13 protein-coding genes and 3 pseudogenes are annotated in these 21,359 nt (G+C 66.8%); 7 read left to right on the top strand and 9 right to left on the bottom strand.

What is annotated here, in order from left to right:
- Nucleotides 1-701 precede the first annotated feature (701 nt).
- From AB0K65_RS29855 to AB0K65_RS29835, 5 genes and pseudogenes are all read right to left on the bottom strand, one after another.
- Nucleotides 702-902 carry a hypothetical protein gene (locus AB0K65_RS29855; protein ID WP_365721963.1) on the bottom strand — a complete coding sequence of 67 codons (201 nt, stop codon included), beginning with the start codon at nucleotides 900-902 and terminating at the stop codon, nucleotides 702-704.
- 175 nt (nucleotides 903-1,077) lie between these two features.
- A complete protein-coding gene (locus tag AB0K65_RS29850) occupies nucleotides 1,078-2,256 on the bottom strand; it encodes a hypothetical protein (protein WP_365721961.1) in 1,179 nt (392 codons plus the stop codon).
- A 60-nt stretch (nucleotides 2,257-2,316) separates the two neighbouring features.
- On the bottom strand, nucleotides 2,317-2,544 hold the full coding sequence (locus AB0K65_RS29845) for a hypothetical protein (RefSeq protein WP_365721959.1): 228 nt from the start codon (nucleotides 2,542-2,544) through the stop codon (nucleotides 2,317-2,319).
- Nucleotides 2,545-2,795: 251 nt separating this feature from the next.
- Complete coding sequence (locus AB0K65_RS29840; RefSeq protein ID WP_365721958.1) at nucleotides 2,796-3,149, bottom strand: Imm51 family immunity protein; 354 nt, start codon at nucleotides 3,147-3,149, stop codon at nucleotides 2,796-2,798.
- Nucleotides 3,146-3,608 (bottom strand): annotated as a pseudogene (locus AB0K65_RS29835) (ATP-binding protein); the annotation flags it as partial. The gene AB0K65_RS29840 and the pseudogene AB0K65_RS29835, both read right to left, overlap by 4 nt.
- 285 nt (nucleotides 3,609-3,893) lie before the next feature.
- Here AB0K65_RS29835 and AB0K65_RS29830 point away from each other — a divergent pair.
- Both AB0K65_RS29830 and AB0K65_RS29825 read left to right on the top strand, forming a co-directional pair.
- Complete coding sequence (locus tag AB0K65_RS29830) at nucleotides 3,894-4,247, top strand: class I SAM-dependent methyltransferase (RefSeq protein WP_365721957.1); 354 nt, start codon at nucleotides 3,894-3,896, stop codon at nucleotides 4,245-4,247.
- Nucleotides 4,248-4,710: 463 nt separating this feature from the next.
- Nucleotides 4,711-5,142, top strand: coding sequence for a hypothetical protein (locus AB0K65_RS29825; RefSeq protein WP_365721988.1), 432 nt, complete (start codon nucleotides 4,711-4,713; stop codon nucleotides 5,140-5,142).
- Between the two features lie 44 nt (nucleotides 5,143-5,186).
- Here the strand turns inward: AB0K65_RS29825 and AB0K65_RS29820 are convergent.
- Nucleotides 5,187-6,339 (bottom strand): annotated as a pseudogene (locus AB0K65_RS29820) (IS110 family transposase).
- 314 nt (nucleotides 6,340-6,653) lie between these two features.
- On the opposite strand from AB0K65_RS29820, the gene AB0K65_RS29815 reads away from it, so the two are divergent.
- Complete coding sequence (locus tag AB0K65_RS29815) at nucleotides 6,654-7,220, top strand: DUF6386 family protein (protein ID WP_365721955.1); 567 nt, start codon at nucleotides 6,654-6,656, stop codon at nucleotides 7,218-7,220.
- A 279-nt stretch (nucleotides 7,221-7,499) separates the two neighbouring features.
- Here the strand turns inward: AB0K65_RS29815 and AB0K65_RS29810 are convergent, their stop codons facing one another.
- On the bottom strand, nucleotides 7,500-8,126 hold the full coding sequence (locus AB0K65_RS29810) for a hypothetical protein (RefSeq protein WP_365721953.1): 627 nt from the start codon (nucleotides 8,124-8,126) through the stop codon (nucleotides 7,500-7,502).
- A gap of 338 nt (nucleotides 8,127-8,464) precedes the next feature.
- On the opposite strand from AB0K65_RS29810, the gene AB0K65_RS29805 reads away from it, so the two are divergent.
- Entirely contained in the window at nucleotides 8,465-8,740 is a 276-nt protein-coding gene (locus AB0K65_RS29805) for a hypothetical protein (protein ID WP_365721951.1), read from the top strand.
- A 45-nt stretch (nucleotides 8,741-8,785) separates the two neighbouring features.
- Here the strand turns inward: AB0K65_RS29805 and AB0K65_RS29800 are convergent, their stop codons facing one another.
- Nucleotides 8,786-8,968: a hypothetical protein gene (locus tag AB0K65_RS29800; protein ID WP_365721949.1), complete on the bottom strand. Its 183-nt coding sequence runs from the start codon at nucleotides 8,966-8,968 to the stop codon at nucleotides 8,786-8,788.
- Between the two features lie 447 nt (nucleotides 8,969-9,415).
- Between AB0K65_RS29800 and AB0K65_RS29795 the strand changes: the two genes are divergently transcribed.
- The 3 genes from AB0K65_RS29795 to AB0K65_RS29785 all read left to right on the top strand — a co-directional run bounded on the left by AB0K65_RS29795 (nucleotide 9,416) and on the right by AB0K65_RS29785 (nucleotide 20,730).
- The gene (locus AB0K65_RS29795) at nucleotides 9,416-12,967 is read left to right on the top strand and encodes a LamG domain-containing protein (RefSeq protein WP_365721947.1); all 3,552 of its coding nucleotides are present in this window, start codon (nucleotides 9,416-9,418) and stop codon (nucleotides 12,965-12,967) included.
- Nucleotides 12,968-13,196: 229 nt separating this feature from the next.
- Nucleotides 13,197-20,255, top strand: coding sequence for a polymorphic toxin-type HINT domain-containing protein (locus AB0K65_RS29790; protein ID WP_365721986.1), 7,059 nt, complete (start codon nucleotides 13,197-13,199; stop codon nucleotides 20,253-20,255).
- 16 nt (nucleotides 20,256-20,271) lie between these two features.
- Nucleotides 20,272-20,730 carry an SMI1/KNR4 family protein gene (locus tag AB0K65_RS29785; protein WP_365721945.1) on the top strand — a complete coding sequence of 153 codons (459 nt, stop codon included), beginning with the start codon at nucleotides 20,272-20,274 and terminating at the stop codon, nucleotides 20,728-20,730.
- A gap of 102 nt (nucleotides 20,731-20,832) precedes the next feature.
- Here the strand turns inward: AB0K65_RS29785 and AB0K65_RS29780 are convergent.
- Nucleotides 20,833-21,304, bottom strand: a pseudogene (locus AB0K65_RS29780) (tyrosine-type recombinase/integrase); the annotation flags it as partial.
- Nucleotides 21,305-21,359: the final 55 nt, after the last annotated feature.

The following is a 21,359-nucleotide window of genomic DNA, read 5'->3' as shown; positions in this document are numbered from 1 at the left end:
AGGCCGACGGCTACGAGATCGACGGCTGGTGCTCTCCGCGCAGGCGGAGGTGGGTCGCGGTTGAGCACGTACAGGTTCCAGCCGGTGATGTGCTCTCCGCGCAGGCGGAGGTGGGTCGGTCGAGGCCGACGGCTACGAGATCGACGGCTGGTGCTCTCCGCGCAGGCGGAGGTGGGTCGACCGTCCCGCCCCAGCACAGCCGCATCTAACCGTGCTCTCCGCGCAGGCGGAGGTGGGTCGCGACGCCGATACGTTCGCCACCACGGCCACAGGTGCTCTCCGCGCAGGCGGAGGTGGGTCGATCCGGCGGCCCCACTCGGGCGCGCCCCACCCGTGCTCTCCGCGCAGGCGGAGGTGGGTCGTTGCTGGGCAGGCTGCGGACGGCGGTGATGGCGTGCTCTCCGCGCAGGCGGAGGTGGGTCGGAGCACCACATGCCCGAGCTCGCCAGGACCGGTGTTCTCCGCGCTGGCGGAGGTGGGTCGGCGGTCCAGCGCATCTTGGACTGGCCGGGCGGGTGCTCTCCGCGTGGGCGGAGGTGGGTCGCAGCAGGTCCACGCCCTCGTTGCTGCTGATCTGTGCTCTCGGCGCGGGCGAAGGCGCTCAGTTATCACGACAAGACCGCCACCCGCCTGGTCACCGAAGCTGGTGGGACGTGGAGCCGATACGCCCCAGGCGTTCACCAGCGGTGAAGCGCGGCTACTTACGGTGGGGCCACCAAACCCTGCTTGTCCTCAACGTGGACGACGTGGAGCTTGGTGCCGTCCCTGTGACGCCTGGAACGTCCGAACAGCCCGACAGTGATCTGCGACTGGTCCTGAGGCTCATCGGGGCCGACGTAGGTAAGGACCTCGTTGTGATGCCCGGTGAGGACCCATTTCTCCATGTTCTTGAGGTCGATCACTCCAAAGTTTCCTGCCGAAGATTCGGCAGGCGCCGGGCCGAACCTCGGGGAGGCGGTTCACGTCCTCCGCGAACAGTCCTCTGCGCGGGGCGGGCGCATCCAGTCGGGCAGTGCGGTCATGGCTTCGCCGTAGCGGTGCGTCGGGGTTCGGAAGGCGGCGCGCGGCGGGGCTGTCCTACTTGGCCGGCAGACGGAGCATCGGTTCGAAGGCCGCGTCCTCCTCGCCCTCGACCGAAGGGAGGAAGCCGTCCGGGACGGTGCGGGCGGCCGTGGTGAGGAGGCGGGCCAGTACCTCGGGCTCGGTGGCCGGGGGGAGGCGGAGGGCGGCGAGGAGGCGGTCGCGGACCTCGGGGTGGTCCGGGTTGTCCTCAAGATAGTCGGCGTTGAGCGCGGGGGGACGGAAGCCGGCCAGGGCGTCGTGCCAGGAGGGGAGGACGATGGCCAGGGTCAGGGCCTCGGCGAGGGACTCCGCGATGAGGGAGGCCTGGCCCTCGGAGTCGGTGTAGAGGACGGGGCGGACGCGGTCGGAGCCGGCCGGGCCGCAGAGGTAGTGGGTGCCTCCCGCGTTGCAGCCGGCCACGGGCTCCACCGGGAGACCGGCCGGCAGGGCGATCGACTCGAGGGGGTCGGTCCGCGTGAGGTCGAACTCGCCGTCGCAGGCGAGGTACGCCTCGACTTCGGGGTCGGCGGCGATCCGGCGGAGCAGGGCCTCGTCGGAGAGGGCGGCCGGGTTGAGGCCGCGGGCGGCTTCGGGGGTCAGGGGGTGGCCCGCGAGGACATGGCGGACGGTGTCGAGGGGGACGGGCCGCCCGTAGTCCTCCTCGAAGTGCGCCTGGACGGCCTCGGCGGAGCGGTCGGTCAGGAGGCGGAAGAGGTGCCCGGAGCCGTCCGGGTCCGGGCTGCCCGAGGGGAACTCGATGCCCGAGCCGGTGCGCCAGGCGCTGCCGCCGCTCTCCCACCACAGGCAGGCGGTGACCCGCGGGGCGCCGAGGCCCTCGTCGACGAAGGCCGGGTCGTCCAGGAGCGGGCGCAGCGCGGCGGGCACCTCGTCGATGACACCGGGCCAGACCTGTTCGTCGTCCGTGGCGTACGGGCTCATCTCCGACTCGTGGTCGAAGCCGCGGACGAGCACACCGGCCGGGGTGAAGAGGACGGAGAAGTCGTCACCCGAGCCGTTGTCCATCAGGGCCGCCTGCGTCCCAGGCCCCCAGGTGGTGGAGAAGGAGTAGCGGGAGAATCGCGGGTCGCGGCAGATCGCCTGGTCCAGCACGGCCAGCACGGCCAGCGCGCGCAGGTGCGCGCGGAGCTCGGCGGGGTCCGGCAGGAGGGCGGCGGTCGTGTGCACGGTGTCCATGGGCTCATGCAAGCAGCCGGCACTGACATCCAGGGCGGCGGTTCAGTCACACCCGCTCTCTCACTCAGGGAAAGAAAAGCCCAGCTCACGCAGGCGGGGCAAGGACACTGCGAGGCATTGCTCCACAGACTCGGCATCGGTTCGCACCAGGATGTCCTCGCGCAACGGCGCTCCACTGGCGACGAAGGTCCAAGGCTTGCCCCGCTCTGCCATCCGCTCAGCGTCGGCCTTGAACAGCACCGTTACGCCCTGTTCAACCAGTGCTTCCATAATCGTGACGACGTCCACCGGCACTCTCCCTTCCCGAAGCGCTTCGAACGCGCCATCGGACGAACATACTCACTCCGGGCCGGACCCGGGACACCGCGCGCATCACCGCAGGATGCACCGGCCGATGACAGGGCCGCGCCGTGGCTTTCACGCTTTGTTCCGGCCCCACTCTTCCGGTCTGAGGTGGCGCCATTGGGAGGGATCGGGTGTTGCCGGAACGGCTTGAGTTAGTCCCGGGTTCCGGTCCGTTCCGACCCCGCTCGCGCGTTCTATCGGTCGAGGAAGCGTGGGTCAGCCGTCCGGATGTAGAGGCTGAGGAGTTCGCGGTTGTGGAAGGCGGAGTGCAGGAGGACGGCCAACTCGGTGAGGGCCGTGAGGTCGGTGCTGGTGACGACGAAGGTGTCGCCCTCTGATCCGAAGTGGAGCTTGGCGACGCTTTCGGGCATGTGGGAATGGACCAGCGACTCCGCCAGACCTTCCCAGCCGTGACCGTTACTCTCGGCGTCGTGTTCCTCGAAGACGTCGGCGACCTGGTCCATCTCGAAGAGACAGAGGCAGTGGGAGCTGTCGGATTCGCTGCCTTCGTCCAGGTGGAACGGGGCCAGAGCTGATGCGTCAGTCATGCGGTGATGGTAGAGACAGCCGTGGTCCGAGGCTGGTGCGATCGCGCTTCAGGCTGAGCGGGTACCCTCTCCAACTTGGCCTTGGTATTGGGGAGGCGGTATGACGCGGTCCCGGTCTCGATGATCACGCCGTTGAAGGTGAGACGGTCGACGATGGTCGCGCAGAGCCTGGGGCCGGTGAACGCTTCGTCCAGCCTCCGAACGATACGTTCGAGGCGATGACCACACTGTTCCTTTCCTCCCTCTCGGTCAAAACCTGGAAGAGCATCTCGGCGCCCCGCCTGTCGAGTTCGAGATAGCCCAGCTCATCGATGCACAAAAGATCGACACGTCCGTAGCGGGCGATCGTTTTTGTCAGCCGCTGGTCGTCGGCGGCCTCACGAGCTCGTTGACGAGCTTGGCCGCCAGCGCGTATCGGACCCGGTATCCGGCCATGGCAGCAGCCGTGCCCACGCCGATCACAGCCGGTCCGGGGGTACGTGGCGGCCGGTCTCCAGCTCGTAGAACTCGGGCTCGATCGAGGACGCGGGTTTTGTAGATCGTTAGAGACTGTACGTACCACGGGGACTTCCCCCTTCTTGGTGTGACCGTGCAGGGGGTTGGCGCCAACCGATTCGGAGTATGGCACTGGGTGGTCTGCGGAAGGCTCCTGAACAGCGGCTTTCGTTTGAGCTTTCTCAGGGTCCCGCCTGCACCAGCTTCGAACCCGGATGCCCCGTCACCCTCCGTTGCAGGGGCGCTCTGGTGCGACTGCACGACATCGACCTGGGGCCGGCGGAGGGCGAGAACGCCGTTTTCCTCGCCACCCAGGGAGTGGAGGTGACCGCCGTCGACTTCTCCGCGGTGCAGATCACCCGCGCCCGCCGCTTCTGGACCGGCACGCCACGCCTCACCTTCGTGCACGCCGAGGCCTGCACCTTCCTCGACAAAGACACCCGGCAGTTCGAGGCGATCACCCCGACGAGCTGTTCCCCCGTCTCGCCGCACGTATCGCACCGGGCGGTGTCTTCGGCTTCTCCCACCGTGAGCCGATCGTCGGCCAGTACGGAGCCGAGCCGATGGGCGGGAAGTGGCTGGAGGGCCGCGAGAGCGAGCTGACCGTATGGCGCTGGCAGCACACGGCCGAGCAGTGGGCGGACATCCTCAAACGGCACGGCTTCACGCAGGTACGGGCCGAGGTGCTGCCGAACCCGGACCGGGCCGCTCTCGGCACGCTCCTGGTGACCGCCACAGCCGGAGACTCGCGGCACAGGGAAGCATGCTTAGGAGCCGAAGAGGGTGTCTGATGGATGGCGCTCGCCCTGTTGGGGGTGTCAGCTGCGGGGCAGTCCGGGGAACCTGCCGCAGCAGCAAACCGGAACCGCGCCCTGGTGTGGAAGACGAAGCCTTCCGCCTCGGCCTGAGCACGCCGACGGGCCCGTACCCGAGGCTGCCACCGAGCCAGGACCGCTTCCTCGATCGCCCGAACCTGCGTCGGCCCCGGGGTGCCCCTATGTCTTTGGTCAAGCTGGTTGGTCAAGCTGGTCGTGTGTCGGTTCGGGGCGTCTGGAACGATGTGTCCGTGCATGCTGATGATCAGGTTGGCGAGGGTGTCCGCGCGGAGCTCGCGGTGTTCCTGCGGGAGGTGGTCGACGGCCGCCCGGTGAAGATTGCTCCTTCTGTCTGTGAGGGGTGCGGCGGTCGCGTGTTCTTCGTGCTGGTAAACGCGTCCGGCGCGGAACGGGAGTGTTCGGGCTGCGACCGCCGTGTGTTCATCGCGGACAGCGAGGAGTACTGGAACGAGGAGTCCTGGGAGGACGACGAGCCCGGTGCGGCTGGCTGCCCATGCGGGAGCGAGGAGTTCGAGGCCGCGGTGGCGTTCTCACTCGGCAACGATGGCTCGGTCCGCTGGGTGACCGTGGGTCTGCGGTGCATCAAGGATGGGTTCTGCGGGGTCTATGCCGACTGGAAGATCGACTACGGACCGACGGATCACCTGCTGGCAATGGTCTAGGTCTGCGGAGCGACGGCCCGAATGGGCTGCGGTTCATGGAAGGTTCAGTCGCGGAGCATCGCGAAGAGGACGTCGGCTCGGCGTAGGGCGAGGCAGGGCAGGGCCTGGGTGTGTGGTGCTTCCCTTGGGCGATCTTCTTGTCGTAGTAGGCCCGGGAGGCCGGTTCGGCCAGGGCGGCGAACGCGGAGAGGAAGAAGGCCCATTTGAGCTGCTTGTTTCCTCTGCGAGAGGCTTGTTCGCCGCGGATCGATGAGCCCGAGCTCCGGGTTGCCGGGGCGAGGCCGGCGTAGGCGGCAAGGTGGCCGGCGGTCGGGAAGGTGCTGCCGTCGCCGACCTCGATCAGGATGCGGGCCCCGGTCCTGACGCCAACGCCCGGCATCGACGTCAGGACCTTGGAAAGAGGGTGGGCCTCCAGCAGTTCCTCGATCCGCCCGGCCAGCAGCTTTCGCTGGTCAAGAACGGCAGTCAGTGAGGCGGCCAGACTCGGGACGATCAACGCGGCCGCCTCCGTGCCCGGGACCGTCACGGTCTGCTCGTCCAGAGCATCGAATATGTCCTTGACTAGCCGCTCGGCCATCCTCGGCGCCTTCGGCCGCAGCAGGGTGACCAGCCGCCGTCGGCCGGCCTTGCGGATCTGGGCCGGTGACCCGAAACGATCCAGCAGCGTGAGGACGGCCGGGTGCTGCAACCGCGGCCCCCAGCACCCGCTCCAACGACGGATGGATCTGGGTCGGCAGGCCGTGCAGCCGGTTCGCGACCCTGGTTGCCTCGCTGGCCAGGTCGTCGTCGAAGCCGACGATCATCTCCAGCTCGGCGATCGTCTCGTCATCGCCGTCGATCGCCCGCGGCACGGGCGGCGTCCGCGATGATGAACGCGTCCTTCGCGTCGGTCTTGGCCTCGCCTGGGTAGAGGTCGGCAATCCGCCGCATCGTCAGCCCGGGCAGACCGGCGACCGGGCAGCCCATGTCCCGCGCGACCGCCAGGGGCAGGGCGCCGATCGAGGCCGGCTGGTCAATCACGACCAGCACCGTTCCGTGCTTGGCCTGGAGTTTCGCGAACAGCTCGCGGAGCTTGGGTTCGGTGTTGGGCAGGCGCTTGTCGAACGCCTTCTTCCCGGCCGGGGCGACGGCGGTGGCGTGGTGTTCGCCTTTGCCGACGTCCAGGCCGAGGAAGATGTCGATGTCGCCGGTGTCGATCACGTGCAGGCCCCTCCGTCGGCTCGCTGAGCACGGCGGACACAACACCACCGGCCTCGCCCCCGTCCCGGGGTCGCGAGGGCCTCGCGCTCCGTCAAGCCCTCCTGGGTCGCCTTCTCATGGTGCCGTGACGGTTTGAGTCGGCCCCTGTCGGGCGGTCCGAAGCGGCCCCGGTTCGCGCCGGATCCGGTGGTGGTGGCGGCTTGAAGTGGCCCCGGGTGTTGGGGTGACGCGGCCCCGCCAGATCTGTCGTGGTCCTGTGCTGGGAGAATCAACTGATTCGAATGCAGTCAGCGAGATGACCGGAGGAGCGGATGACTGCTCAGCAGCCCTTTGATGAGGCTCCGGTGACGGTGGCCACGGACGCCGGAATGCTCGTCTTGTGGGATCCGCAGCGGTTCGAGGCCGTCGTCGATGACGACACCTGGGAGGACGAACTCCTTGACGACGAGGACATCGTCCGTCACATCCAGGCGGGCGCTCTTGTTCCGCTCAATGTCGGCGGAGACGGCGCGTTCGGTGTTCTGGTCCGTTCGGGCACTGCGGCCGGGCCGGCCCGGCTGACCGAGCGGGAGGCAGCCCATCAGCTGGTCGCTTCCCAGCCTTACCTGTTCGTCTCCCGCGGTCGCGCGTTCGTGGGCGGCATCGAAGATGTCAGCGGGGACGCCCCGGATGGCATGATCGAACACCCCGTGCCCGAGGGCCGCCATACCGTGGTCGTCCACTTGATCGACTGGCAGGCCGAAGCCGGCAGCCACGACAAGGACGGGCGGCCCGTTCCGGGAGCCCTGCCGGACTTCGTGGTGCTGATCAACCCTGCTCAACCCGGTCAGGGAGCCTTCCGGACTGCGGTGCGTACGTTCGAAGCCCCAAATGGCTGAACTGGGGTGGACCCGGTTCAGACCGCCTTGAGCTGCTGCTGGGCCTTGGTATGGGCGAGGCGGTATGACTCGGTCCCGGTCTCGATCGGCTCAGCTCCGGCGCCGAGGTCTGGCCAGCACCCTCATGGCGAGACTTCGCAGCCTCGCCATCGCAGCCTCGCCATCGCAGCCTCGCCATCGCAGCCTGGCCATCGCGGTCCTCGGCCCGACCGGCTGCGACGGCAGCGCGGACGCACGCTCGGCAGATCCCCTGCGCGTCGAGTGCCTTGATCTGGGGCGTCAGTCCGAAACGAGATGGTCATAGCAGCCTGCGACGAAGAACTCGTCATACTCCAGCTCCACCCCCAGAGCCCGATAGCGGTCGAACTGTCCACGGGAGATCTGGGGGCCGAGAACCCTGAGGGCCTCCAGCAGGAAGCGGAATGCCAGGTCGGGGCAGGCTTGGAGGGCGACCTGTTCGAGAGCCCGTCCGACGCCAGGGATGTATCTCTTGCTGATCGGACCCACGGGAGGATCGGGCATCAGGGGCATGACCAGCCTGACTTCGTCCAGCACCGCACCGGTCAGGTGGACGTACGGACTCGGCGCGACGTCCGTTGAACTGTCCGGGGCATGAGTGCGCAGGTGGTCCTGGTACAGGCCGCTGACCAGTCGGAGCCAGTCCCGGGCCGCTTCGCCCTCCTTGCGAAGGACGTGACGCTCCTCGGTGCCGAGCGACCAGAGCGTCTCGATCGCCCAGTCGGGTACAGCGGAGTCGGTCAGCCTGACCGCATCGACCACGACGGCGTGGACCAGGTACGCCGGCATGCCGGTCGCGTAGGCCATCAGCACGTCGGTGTCGCTGCCGACCTCCTGCCGCCAGTATCGGTCGAACGTGCCGGCCAGGTGGAGGAGGCCGAATTCCATGTCCCGGCTCCACCCCAGAGGATCGGGAAGATCGACGTGACGTACCATTTCCACTTTCCGTCGTGCCCTGTGTCCCCTCACCACGCGAACCTATACCGCGGTTCCGGACTCGAGCACCTACCGTACCGTCGGGCTGCCTGACGTAGGACTGGCCGAGCGAGGTGACCTCCTGTCCGTCGATGACTACGTCCTTCAGCTCGATCGTGAAGCGAGAGCCGACGTGATGTGGCTGCTCTTCGGGTGGTGTCAGGGCTGTGGTGAATGATCGGGCCATGCTTCGAGTGAGAGACGAGCACGATCGTCGGGTGAGGAATCCGGGGCCCACAGCCCTGAGCCGGATGGTGGCGAACCTCGGCCGGGGCAACGCCTTCGTGATCGTCGAGCGAGTCGACGATGAGGCGGCCGGTGACTGGTATGTGCAGGTGTGGCTGAGGGATGACAACACCTATCAGCTGGAGTTCCGTGACGGGTCGGCGGCAGAGCACTACCAGACCCGGACGATCTCCCAGGAAAAGGTGATCACCGCACTGGGCGGCTGGGTCAAGGGGCGCCCGGATTGGAAGGACGCCTTTATGTGGAACAACATCGGCGCCTCATTCGGAAACGCCGACTGACCCTGTCGCCGCCTGGGGCCGACAAGGTCAGTGACGTGCGTTCGCTCAGCTGCGGCGCATGGGGATGACGTCGGGACTTGCTGTGGGGATGGTGGGCCGCGCGGCCTCGGGGGTGGCGAGAAGCGCGACGATGGTGACGGGTTGTCGCAGTGCGGGCAGTTGCGGATAGCTGTGGGCGTCAGGAGCCCGGGTGAGGGTGGAGTAGCCGCGCGCCTCACCGAGTTCCACGACGTCCAGGCCGCGGTGCTCCTCGGGAGGGTGGAGACATTCGATCCGATTATCCCTCTGGGTGTGATCGGGCCTGTTTCGTCACGCAACGTGTCTTCGTGTTGCACTCTCGGTATCGGAAATCTCTTGATCAACGTTCACTGACTCTTTACGGTTTCCCCGGGGTCGTTCATATGTACGACTCCCTATGGCTTGAGTTGGGTCTGGGGAGGCCCTGGAGGGGGTGGGTGGGCTGTGCCCACAGTGAGGAACCGGCGACTTGTTCGCCTCATAGGAACGGTCCTGAGTGCGGTGGTGGCCGCTGGCGGTTCGCCTGCTTTCGCGTCCGATGCGCGAACTGCGGCGGCGGCTGTCTCGTCTGCGGGGGAAGGATCGCCGTCTGCGCGGGCGGCCGCATCGGGTGTCCCCGTCGAGGTGCTCGAGGAGCGGACCGAGTACACGACGACGATGGCGAACCCTGACGGCACGTTCACGCTGACCCAGGCAACGGCGCCTCAACGGGCGCGGGGGGCGGACGGCGTCTGGCGGAGTGTGGACGCCACGCTGGAACGCCGGGCGGATGGCAGCATCGGCCCCAAGGCCTCGGTGGTCGATCTGCGGTTCTCCGGGGGCGGCAGCGGATCCGGGATGATCCGGCTGGGAAGCGAGCAGGGGTCGGTCTCGCTGGACTGGCCTGCGGCTCTTCCTGAACCGGCTCTGTCCGGGGACACCGCTACCTACCCTGAGGTATTCGCGGGGGTCGATCTGCAGCTGACGGCGACGGCCGAGGGGTACCGCGAGGTACTGGTCGTCAAGTCCGCGGAGGCGGCGGCCAATCCGCAGCTGGCGCAGATCAAGCTGAAGGTGCACAGCGACGGTCTTCGGGTCGTCCCGGGCGCCGGCGGCGGCATGCGCGCCGTGGATGCGAACGGCAACGCCGTCTTCAAGGGCCCGGCGGGGCAGATGTGGGACTCGGCCGGGACGCCCGTCGCCGGCCCGCAGACCCAGCTGGGCGGTATGTCCGCCGGTATCGAGCGGATGGCGCCGTCGGAGGGCATTCCCGCCGACGGCGAGCCGGTGGTGGACGAGGCGGACGCACCCTCGAAGGGTGACGCCAGCGAGATTCTGCCGGTCCTGGTGGAGGACGGCACGGTCGCCGTGAAGCCGGACCTGGATCTGCTGCGCGGCGAAAAGACCGTCTATCCGGTCTTCATCGACCCGCCGCTGGGTCTGGGCTACTCGGAGCGCACAGTGCTGTCCTCCGACGGCGACAAGTTCTGGCAGTTCACGGGCGAGTACGGAGTCGGCCACTGCGCCAGCGCCGACGGCTACTACTGCGGCAACGGCTACACCAACCGCATGTACTACGAGTTCGCCCCCACCAAGCTCGCGGGCAAGAAGATTCTGGACGCCACCTTCCGCGCCTATGAGACATGGTCGTTCAACTGCAATCCGTGGACCGTGGATCTCGTGCGCACGGACAACATCTCGGAGGCGACCCGCTGGCCGGGACCGGCGCAGCTGGACTGGATGGGCGACCGGTACGTCTCCTATGGCCGCGGGGATCTGTGCAGCCCTGCGCAGCCCGATTCGTGGGTGGAGTTCAACGACAATCCTGCTGAGACGGATGAGAACCTCACGCCAACAGTGCAGTCCTTCGCGGACGGCAAGTTCTCGCGCCTGACCCTGATGCTCCGGGCGAACAACGAGAGTGACACCCGGGCGTGGAAGAGGTTCAACCAGAACGCCGAGCTGCAGATCCAGTACGTGACCAAGCCCGGTGTCCCCACCAATGTGGGTGTGATCCCCGGCGACGGAACGACCCCCTACTGCGATCCGGAGACCAGGCCGACCGTCGTCACCCGGGCGGACCCGATCGTGCAGGCCATGGTCCAGACCCAGGTCGCGCCTGCGGCTGGTGAGTACCAGGGTGCGCTGCGCGCCTATATGACGGTCGAGAAGAAGACCTCCGCCACGCAGTGGAGTGCCTCGTGGTCTGCGACCTCGCCCTCTACCGGGTATCACGTGGACAACACGCTGGAGAAGGTGCGGATGTCCAGCCGTGAGGACGGCTCGCTGTACCGGATGAGGGCGCTCACGCAATCGCACTGGACGTATGCCGGGGTGACGTCGAGTGCGTCGTCAGCGTATTCGCCGTGGTGCTACTTCAAGATGGACACGACGAGCCCGAGCGCACCGCAGATCTCCCTGGTGCAGCCCGGCAACCCGTATACGTGCACAGCTTCGGACACTTGTTCGCCAACGGGCGGACCGGGGATCCCGGGCTCGTTCCGGTTCGCGCCGAACGCCAAGGACACCGACATCGTCGGCTACCTCTGGTACCTGCAGGAAGCCAAGAACGTCCAGGAAGAGGACGCGAACCCCGACACCAAGGACACGGTGCAGGAGGTCATGCCTCCCACTGGTGGCACGTTCACTCTGGTCGTACAGGCGCGCGATGTGCGTAACCGGTACGGCCCGCCGGCGGAGTATGCGTTCAAGGTGAAGCTGCCGGCCGGGACGACAGGTGCATGGAGATTCAGCGAGGGCGCCGGGGCGAGTGCGGCGAACAGCGCGGCGGAGGGCATGAAGCAGCCCGTCACCATGTTCTCCCCGGACGGATCCGCCGCGACGTGGGCCCTTGAACAGGGCCGAGGCGGAGGGGCCGACCATTCCCTTCGGCTGAACGAGGGGATCAGCGATCCTGCCAAGCGCGTCGGATACGCGACGACACCCATGCCGGTGAACACCGCGGAGTCGTTCACCGTCTCGTCCTGGGTCATGCTGACCGACGCATCCACCACCCGCACCGTTCTGGCCTCCCCAGGCGCCTACGGAGCCGGCTTCACGATCTACTACTCCTCCGGCGACAAGAAGTGGGTACTCAACCGGTCGAACCACGATGGCGCCACCGGCGTGGTCGCCATCCGCTCGGTCGCGGACCGCTCCAGCCCTCCGCTCAACGTCTGGACACATCTGGCCGGCGTCTTCGATGCCGGCTGCACTGCGGCACCCTGCCCCGGCGGACTGCCGGTCGAAGCCGATGACACGCTCCAGCTGTTCGTCAACGGACGCCCACAAGGTGCGCCCGTCAACCTGAAGACCGCGTCGGCCACGTACCAGCCGTGGACTGTCTCGGGCGACATGCAGATCGGCCGCTCCAAGGTCAGCGGCAACTACACCGGCTACTTCATGGGACGGATCGACGAGATCGCCGTGTGGCAGCGGCCGCTGACCGAGACCTCGATGCGTGACGAAGCGGCACTCGAGCAAGACGAAGTACCGGCCGTGGCGCTTGTGGCCGACTGGGACGCCTCAACAGCAGCCGCAGGCGCCAGTCAGATCACCGACTCCTCCGCCTACCCGACCGGTGCCGCCACCCTCCTCGGCACAACCGTCGGAGACGACCACTCCGTAGCCCTGAACGGCACCTCCGCATACCTCAAGGCCACAGGGCCTTTTGTCGATGAGACCGGCTCATTCACCATCACCACCGAAGTCACGCTCGACCCGGCCAAACTCGCCGACAAACCCGACGGCCACCGCGCCTATGTGCTCGGACAGGCGGCCCCGGGTGGCAGGCATTCCTCCTGGGCGATCTGGGCCGAAAAAATGGCCGCGGACACGTACGTGTGGCGGTTCGGCCGTACCGCCCTGGACGCAAACGGCAACGTCACCGAGCAAACTGTGGTCACCGACAACGAGATTGCCGTGCCCGGCACACCGGTACAACTCACCGGCGTCTTCGATGCAGCCGCGGTAGCGGACGACGGGACGCATGGCGCCCTGCGCCTCTACCGGAGCGCGAATCCGATTACTCCCGATGCAGCAACTCCTCCTACGTTCACCGCGGCATCGCAGGGCACGGGATCACTGCAAGCCGGCCAGGGCCCCCTCAGCGGCCAGTCGATCGAAGACAACGGCTTCGGCGGCTCTGTCACAAGGATCCGCATCTGGACCGGCGCGATGACCGCTAACCAGGTCTCCGAAAACGCCGGCGGCACAGAGCCTGACGCATAAAGCAGCGACGGCGGGGGCAGCGCAGCCAGCGCGGCCCCCGCCAAGCCCAGCGCCGGCCCGGCCATATGACCCAGGCCAGGAACCCACCCCACGCCATCCCTCGCACGACGCGGCACCCCCTGCCGCGGCATCGCCGATGGCGCCTGAAGAGCGGAAGACAATGAGGCAAAACCGAGCGCTGCCCCCAGGCAGCAGAACCAGGAAGCGCGCCTGGACCAGGCGCGTGGCCATGGTGGCCGGCTTCATGCTGGTACCCGAACTCCTGACCCCGATAGCCGTCGCCGAGGCCCCTGACCCGCTGGGCCGGCCGGACCTTCCCGCCCACCAGGCGGACAAGGTCACTCCCGCGGCCGCCCAGCTGAACAAGAAGACAGCGGCCGAGATGGCGAAGGCCGCTGCGAAGACCGCCGAGGCCATCACCCGGGCGAAGGCAGAACAACGAAAGAAGCCCTCATGGCCCAAGAACGGCAGGGCCACCCTGACCGCCCCGGCAACCGGCCACGCCTCGGCCACCCCCGGCACCCTGCCCGTCTCACTGGCACAGCCTTCCACGCGGGAGAAGAACCGTAAGAACCCCGCCGTCGCAGGCCCCGTCACCGTCGAGGTCCTTGACCAGGCGACATCCCGCAAACTGGGCATCCAAGGCCTGGCCGTCAAAGTCACCGGACCGGCAACCGGCGGTTCCGCCGACCTCAGCATCAACTACAGCGCCTTCGCATCCGCCTACGGCGGCGACTGGGCCGGACGGCTGCAGGCATCACGTTTGCCCGCCTGCGCCCTGAACACCCCGACCGCAGCCGCATGCCGCACCCGCACCCCGCTCACCTACTCCAACGACCGCGAGCGGGAGCAGCTCACCGCTCAGCTCGACTTCCAGGCCTCCGCGGCGGCCCGCCACAGCAGGGCCACCGTGCCCGCCTCCGGCCAGACGATGCTCATGGCGCTGACCGGCAGCGTGGCGTCCGCGCGAGGCAACTACGCCGCGACGCCGCTGGCATCGTCTTCCGCGTGGCAAGCCGGCGGCTCTTCAGGATCCTTCACGTGGTCCTACCCGCTGACGACACCTCCTCCCGCGGCAGGCCCCACCCCCTCGCTGTCCCTCTCCTACGACTCGGGCAGTGTCGATGGCCGCACGGCATCGAGCAACAACCAGGGAACGACGATCGGTGAAGGCTTCGACCTGACGTCGTCGTTCATCGAGCGCAAGTACGCCACCTGCGACGACGACGGCCAGACGGACAAGTTCGACCTGTGCTGGAAGTTCGACAACGCCTCCCTGGTGCTGAACGGCAAAGCCAGCGAGCTCGTCAAGGACGACACCAGCGGCGTGTGGCGGCTGAAGAACGACGACGCCTCCACCGTCACCCACTCCACCGGCGCCGACAACGGTGACGAAGGCGACGACATCACCGGCACCGGCGCCGGTGCCAAGGGAGACGGCCAGGGAGAACACTGGACCGTCACCACCGGCGACGGCACCAAGTACGTCTTCGGCCTGAACAAGCTCAGCGGAGCCGGCGCCACCGACCGGACAAAGTCGGTCTGGACCGTTCCCGTCTTCGGCGACGACACGGACGAGCCCGGCTACTCCTCCGGATCTTCCCTCGCGGCCCGGGCCAAGAAGCAGGCCTGGCGATGGAACCTCGACTACGTCGAGGACACCCACGGCAACGCCATGTCGTACTGGTACGAGGCTGAGGCCAACAACTACGACCAGCTCGGCGACGACACCACCGGCACCCCCTACGTCCGAGGCGGCTACCTCAAGGAAATCCGCTACGGACAGCGCAAGGGTGCCCTGTTCACCACGACCGCGACCGCGCCCGCCGCATCCGGCAAGGTCGTCTTCGGCTACGACGAGCGGTGCATCAAAGAGATGGGGTCGGCTTGCACCGAGCTGACCGAGACCAGCAAGAACGAGTGGCCGGACGTACCGTTCGACAGAATCTGCAAGGACGGCGACAAGTGCACGGGCGTCGTCAGCCCAGCGTTCTTCACCCGTAAGCGTCTGACGACCATCACCACCTACGCATGGAACGCCGCCGCAACCACCGCCGGCTTCGAGCCGGTGGACGAGTGGACCCTGAAGCAGACCTACCTCGACTCCGGCGACACCGGAGACTCCGCCGACCAGTCCCTGTGGCTGCAGGAGATCCGCCGCAGCGGCAAGCACGGCGCCGCGATCACGCCCCCACTCGAGCCGGTCACCTTCACGCACGAGTTCCTGTCCAACCGCGTCGACGGCCCCACAGACGACATCCTGCCGTTCTACAAGCCCCGTCTGAAGACCGTCACCTCGGAAAGCGGCGCCCAGACGATCGTCAGCTACCTGCCCGAAGACTGCCTCGCGGGCCAGACGATGCCGGCGGTCGACAAGAACACCCGCCGCTGCTACCCCGTCTACTGGGCCCCCAACGGCGGCAAGACCCCGACCCTCGACTGGTTCCACAAATACCCCGTGCAGGCCGTCTCCACGACCGCACCGCACGGCGGCCTCGAAGCGGTCGAGAACACCTACCTCTACGGCACCAGCGGTGGCGCCTGGCACTACAGCGACGACCCGTTCACCAAGGAAAAGGAACGCACCTGGTCCAGCTGGCGCGGCTACGACCAGGTCACCCACCTCACAGGCAAGGCCGGCGGCACCCAGTCCAAAACCGTCACCCACTACCTGCGCGGCATGAACGGTGACCGCGTCCTGGACGCCGAGGGCAACCTCGACCCCGACGGGCGCAAGAGCGTCACCGTCTCCGGATACAAGGCCGCAGCCCTCACCGACAGCGACCAGTTCGCCGGCTTCGTCCGCGAGTCCGTCATCTACAACGGCACCACCCCGATCACCGCCACCGTCCACACACCGTGGTCCAAGCGCACCGCCACCCAGCACAAGTCCTACGCGGGCACCGAGGCGTACTTCATCCGCAAGAGCGCCACCACCACGCACACCTACGTCACCTCCCGGGGAACGCCCTCCTGGCTCACCCGCACGGTGAACACGGCCTACGACACCTACGGCATGCCCGTCACCGTTTCCGACCTCGGCGACGACGCCAAGCTCGGCGACGAAACCTGCACCCGCACCTGGTACGCCCGCAACGACGCAGTAGGCATCAACAGCCCCGTCTCCCGCACCCGTGTCACGGCCAACGCCAAAACCAACCCGGTCGCAGACCCGTGCACCATCACGGACGACAACCTCGACCTGCCGAGCGACGCGAGCCGCAGCGGACAGGTCATCTCCGACACCGCGACCAGCTACGACACCACCGCCGAGTGGAGCGCCACCCAGACACCGACCATCGGTGAAATCCGCTGGACCGGCCGCGCCAAAGGCTACGCAAGCAACAACGAGCCTCTCTGGCAGAAGAACGGCACCCTCAGCTACGACACCCTCGGCCGTGTCGTGGAAGCCAAGAACACCAACGACCTCCCCACCACCTCCACGACGTACAACCCTCCCGCCTCAGGCCCGCTGACCTCCACCGTCGTCAAGAACGCGCTCGGCCACGGGACGACCACGGTCGTCGACTTCGCCACCGGTCTGACGACGAAGATCACCGACCCCAACAACAAGATCACCGAGACCGAATACGACGCCTTCGGACGCGTCACCAAAATATGGCTGCCGAACCAGCTGAAGGTTCTCGGCCGCTCACCGAACTACGTCTACACCTACAACGTCACCCGCACCGCGATGCCCTGGGTATCGACCGCAGTCATCAGAGGCGACGGGTCCGGCTACAACACCAGCTACGCCCTGTACGACTCCATGCTCCGCCCCCGGCAGACCCAGGCTCCCTCACCCGGCGGCGGCTCGATCATCGCCCAGACTCTCTACGACTCCCGCGGCCTCACGGTCTCCGCACAGTCGGACATCTGGGCCAACAGCCTGCAGCCGTCCGGAACCCCCGTCGAGATCGACGGCGGCGAACCGCCCATGCAGACCGACACCGTCTACGACGGCGCCGGACGGCCCGTCAAGGCCATCACCAAGAACCGCAACGTAGTGCGCTGGACCATCGACACCGCCTACCTCGGCGACACCGTCACCACCACCGCACCCCCGGGAGGCCAGGCCACCGCCGCGATCACCAACGCCCAGGGCCAGGTCACCGAACGCCGCGAGTACGGCGGACCGCAGCCCACCGGCAGCGACTACACCACCACGAAGTTCACCTACACCCCTGCCGGCAAGCAGGAGACGGTCACCGGCCCGGACAACAGCGGCTGGTCCTACACCTACGACCTGTTCGGCCTGCAGAAATCGGCGACCGACCCGGACAAGGGCACCTCCACCACCGACTACAACGAGCTCGACCAGGCGGTCACCACCACCGACGTCGGCCGCAACAAGACCCTGATCAGCGAGTACGACAAACTCGGCCGCCGCACCGGCCTGTGGGAACAGGCCAAGGATCCCGCACACCAGCTCGCCCGCTGGGAATTCGACACCTACCAAAAAGGCCAGCAGGACACCGCCATCCGCTACGACGGCGGCTCAGGAACGACAGGAAAGGCCTACACCCAGAAGGTCAACAGCCGAGACAATCTCTACCAGGTCACGAGTCAGAGCCTCATCCTGCCCGACACCGACCCCCTGGTGACGGCAGGCGTCCCCAAGACCCTGACCTCCACGGCCGTGTACAACCTCGACGGCAGCCTCAAGCAGTACGGTAACCCCGCCGTAGCCGGCCTCGCCTCCGAGATCGTCTCCAACAAGTACAACCACACCGGCCTCGGCCTCCAAACCGAAGCAAAGGGCACCACCGGCTACCAGCTCGGCGGAAGCTACAGCCCGCTCGGCGACACCACCCAGCTCATCGTGGGAACCGACGGCACCGACTCCGCCAAGAAGGCCTACCTCAACTACAGCTACGAGGACGGCACCCGCCGCCTCAAGCGGTCCTTCGTCACCACCGACGCCCACAGCTACAGCCCCCAGGACCTGAACTTCACCCAGGACGACGCGGGCAACGTCACGTCCATCTTCGACAACACCACCCTCGGCGGTACCGCCAAGGCCGACAACCAGTGCTTCACCTACGACGGCCACCGCCGCCTCAAGGAAGCCTGGACCCCCAAGACCGCCGACTGCACGACCGCTCCCGCCACGGCCACCATTGACGGCATCGCTCCGTACTGGACCAGCTACACCTACAACACCGCCGGCCAGCGCGACACCGAAACCCAGCACACCTCCGGCGGCGACACCACCACCAAGTACACCTACGGCAACCCCGACGGCGGCCAGCCCCACACCCTCACCAAAGCCACCACCGGTCAGCAAGCCAAGAACTACGCCTACGACACCGCCGGCAACACCACAAGCCGCCCCGGCACCCAGGCCACACAGACCCTGACCTGGAACAGCGAAGGCAAACTCACCAACCTCACCGAACCCGCCGCAGCCGGCAAGCCCGCGGTGGGAACCTCCTACCTCTACGGCGCCGACGGCGAACTCCTCATCCGCCGCCCCACCACCACCGACGGGGACACCGTCCTCTACCTCGGTACCAACGAAGTCCGCCTCACCACTAAGGACAACGGCGCCACCAAAACCCTCACCGGCACCCGCTACTACACAGCAGCCGGCAAGACCATCGCAGTCCGCACCGCGGTCAAGGGCGCGACCGGCACCAAGCTCAACTTCCTCTCCTCCGACCACCACGGAACCTCCGGCCTCGCCCTCGAAGCCGGAACCTGGACCCTCACCCGACGCCAGACCACCCCGTTCGGAGCCCCCCGCGGCACCGCCCCCGCCACGTGGCCCGACGACAAGGGCTTCCTCGGCAAACCCGAAGACGATGCCTCCGGCCTCACCCACATCGGAGCCCGCGAGTACGACCCAGGCCTCGGCCAGTTCATCAGCGTCGACCCCGCGCTCGTCCTTGAGCAGCACCAGTCACTCAACGGCTACGCCTACGCCAACAACACCCCCGTCACCGCCAGCGACTCCACCGGTCTGTGGCTCGACGACGGATGGGGCAACCCCGAACCGGGCAACCCTCTGGGCGGCAGCGGAAGCACAACGGGCCAGCCCCCGGGCGGGACCGGTCCTGGCGGCTGCTACTACACCTGCCCCACCGGGAATGCGGGAGGAAGTGCCGATACGGGGGGGACCCACACAGGCGGGGGGTCGAAAAAGGGCGGAGGCTGGTGGTCCAGATACACCAGCACCCTGGTCGACCAGCCGGCGAAGTTCGTCGGATCGCTGGTTGACGGCGCGCAGAGCCAACTGTCGAACCTTAAAAACTGCGTCACACTGAACGGCACGTGCCAAGAAGCGTTCTGGGACATCAACAACAGCCTCAACATCGGTGCCGCAATGGGCCAAGGGTTGGTAGCAAGCGGCACGGAAATCTACGGCGACTTCCGGAACGGGAGGAGCGCAGAAGGCGCAGCCAAGATCACCTTCGATGTAGCCCTCGCCGTCGCTACAAAGAAGCTCCTTCCGTGCAAGGGAGCCGGGAACAGTTTCGTGCCAGGAACGCTCGTCATCACTGCTGATGGCAAAACGATCCCGATCGAAGACCTCACCATCGGCGACCGTGTTCTCGCAACGGATCCGGAGACCGGCGAGACCATCGAAAAGCCCGTAACCAATACCATCTTGGGTACCGGTGATAAGAACCTGGTCAAGATCACTCTTGACGTAGACGGGGCCGACGGCAACAAGGAAGCCAGCGTCACAGCGACGGACAAGCACCCCTTCTGGGTACCCGAACTCAAGCAGTGGATCAACGCCACCAACCTCGCCCCAGGCCAGTGGCTACGCACCAGCACCGGCACCCACATCCAGATCAAGGCAGTCAGCCGGTGGACCCAGCAGGCAACCGTCCACAACCTCACCGTCGCAGACATCCACACGTACTATGTGCTGGCGGGCGCCACGCCGGTCCTGGTCCACAACTGCGGTACCACTCCGCCGGGGGTGCAATGCAATTGCGCTCCGGGAACAGGCGCTGGCCCTGCCGATGCCCCGATTCGCAATTCTGGTGCTTGGACTCGCTCTGACATCATCCGCGGCTCGCTTGGGCTTCGCCCGAATCAGCTTGGCGATCGAATAGAGATCCACCATGCGGACCAAATGCCCGGCGCTCCGATTCATGAGCTAGACCAAAATGTCCACCGAGGTGTTGGAACGGATCTCCATCGAAATCCGCATAACCAAGGTGTCACGAAGGAAATGAGGAAGCAAGACACCCAACTGCACTGGTGGTATAGATCGCAGGAGCAGGGTTGGGGCACGTACAGTCCAGACCACTGGTTCGACAACTGGCCCGGATGATCGGTTAGGTGAGATCGTGGAGTTTGAAGAGTTTGAAGTCCACTTGTCTGCGGCTCGCGCAAAACGCGCTGGTCTGAGCAGTCCGGAAGGCTTCGACGTATTTGAGTCCCGAGTGGCTTCCGAAGCCGAACTGTCGGAGGTGGAGGAGACTCTCCAGGCGCAGCTCCCTGGCGAGTACAGGGAGTTCATGAAGCGTCACGGCGGAGGAATGTTCCTGTTTCTCGACCTTCTGCCAGTCGTTGCTTCTGATGACCAGGAAGACGACTTGGTGAGGGTGAACGTAGCCGAGTTCAAGGATGGCGACTTTGTCGCCGTAGCCCCGGTCGGTACAGGCGACTGGTGGGGGTTCTCGGTCGTCGAAGGTCGCTGTGCCAACCAGGTTGATTTCTGGGACCATGAGGATGGTCAAGTGCAATTTGCGGCGACCGGGTTCCTTGAATTCCTGGCGTATGAGGGACTGCGCGTAGGGAGATAGATCACCAAGGCGCCAGCGCGTTCAGCAGTGGCGCCAGCAGCCCTCCGCCGAATTCACGGCGGGGGGCTGCTGGGCTGTTTGACGGCAACGCTGACGGCAACGTCAGCGGACGACGGCTGCGGCTGGTGGGTCGTCGGGTGTGTCGTCGGTCGGGCTGAGGGCGCTGCTGAGGGCGTCGATGGCTTGGCGCTGGAGGCGGATTCGGACGTGAGCGTAGACGCCGGCGGTGACGCCGATGTGGGCGTGGCCGAGGAGTTCCTTGATCACGACAAGGTCGACGCCTTGCTCCAGGAGGAGAGTGGCGGTTGAGTGCCTGAGGTCGTGGAAGCGGATGCGGCGGAGCCCTGCCCGATCGAGGAGGGCGCGGAAGCTGCGATTGAGGTTCGCGGGATCGATCGGCCCTCCTCTCTGTGTGGTGAAGACGAGCCCGCTGCCCTTCCGGCCCTCCGCTGCCGACTCACTTTCTCCTTCCTGGCCTTCACGGTGTTCTTTCAATGAGTGGATGCACTCGCTGGGGGGCGATCCGTCGTTCGGATGCGCGGATTTTGGTGGGCATCGTGGTCAGCCCTCCGGTCTAGGCAGTGTCTTCAAATGATCACGGCTGGTGGATCATGGTGCAGTGATACGTC

Source organism: Streptomyces sp. NPDC053755 (assembly GCF_040677675.1).
Classification (GTDB): domain Bacteria; phylum Actinomycetota; class Actinomycetes; order Streptomycetales; family Streptomycetaceae; genus Streptomyces.
The sequence above is the reverse complement of the archived record's forward strand: the minus strand, read 5'-3'. Positions and strand labels throughout refer to the sequence as shown.

Coding starts and splice junctions, on each gene's coding strand:
- AB0K65_RS29850 (WP_365721961.1), bottom strand. CDS start 2,256: ATGGACACCGTGCACACGACCGCCGCCCTCCTGCCGGACCCCGCCGAG.
- AB0K65_RS29840 (WP_365721958.1), bottom strand. CDS start 3,149: ATGACTGACGCATCAGCTCTGGCCCCGTTCCACCTGGACGAAGGCAGC.
- AB0K65_RS29815 (WP_365721955.1), top strand. CDS start 6,654: ATGACTGCTCAGCAGCCCTTTGATGAGGCTCCGGTGACGGTGGCCACG.
- AB0K65_RS29810 (WP_365721953.1), bottom strand. CDS start 8,126: ATGGAATTCGGCCTCCTCCACCTGGCCGGCACGTTCGACCGATACTGG.
- AB0K65_RS29805 (WP_365721951.1), top strand. CDS start 8,465: ATGGTGGCGAACCTCGGCCGGGGCAACGCCTTCGTGATCGTCGAGCGA.
- AB0K65_RS29795 (WP_365721947.1), top strand. CDS start 9,416: ATGGCGAACCCTGACGGCACGTTCACGCTGACCCAGGCAACGGCGCCT.
- AB0K65_RS29790 (WP_365721986.1), top strand. CDS start 13,197: ATGGTGGCCGGCTTCATGCTGGTACCCGAACTCCTGACCCCGATAGCC.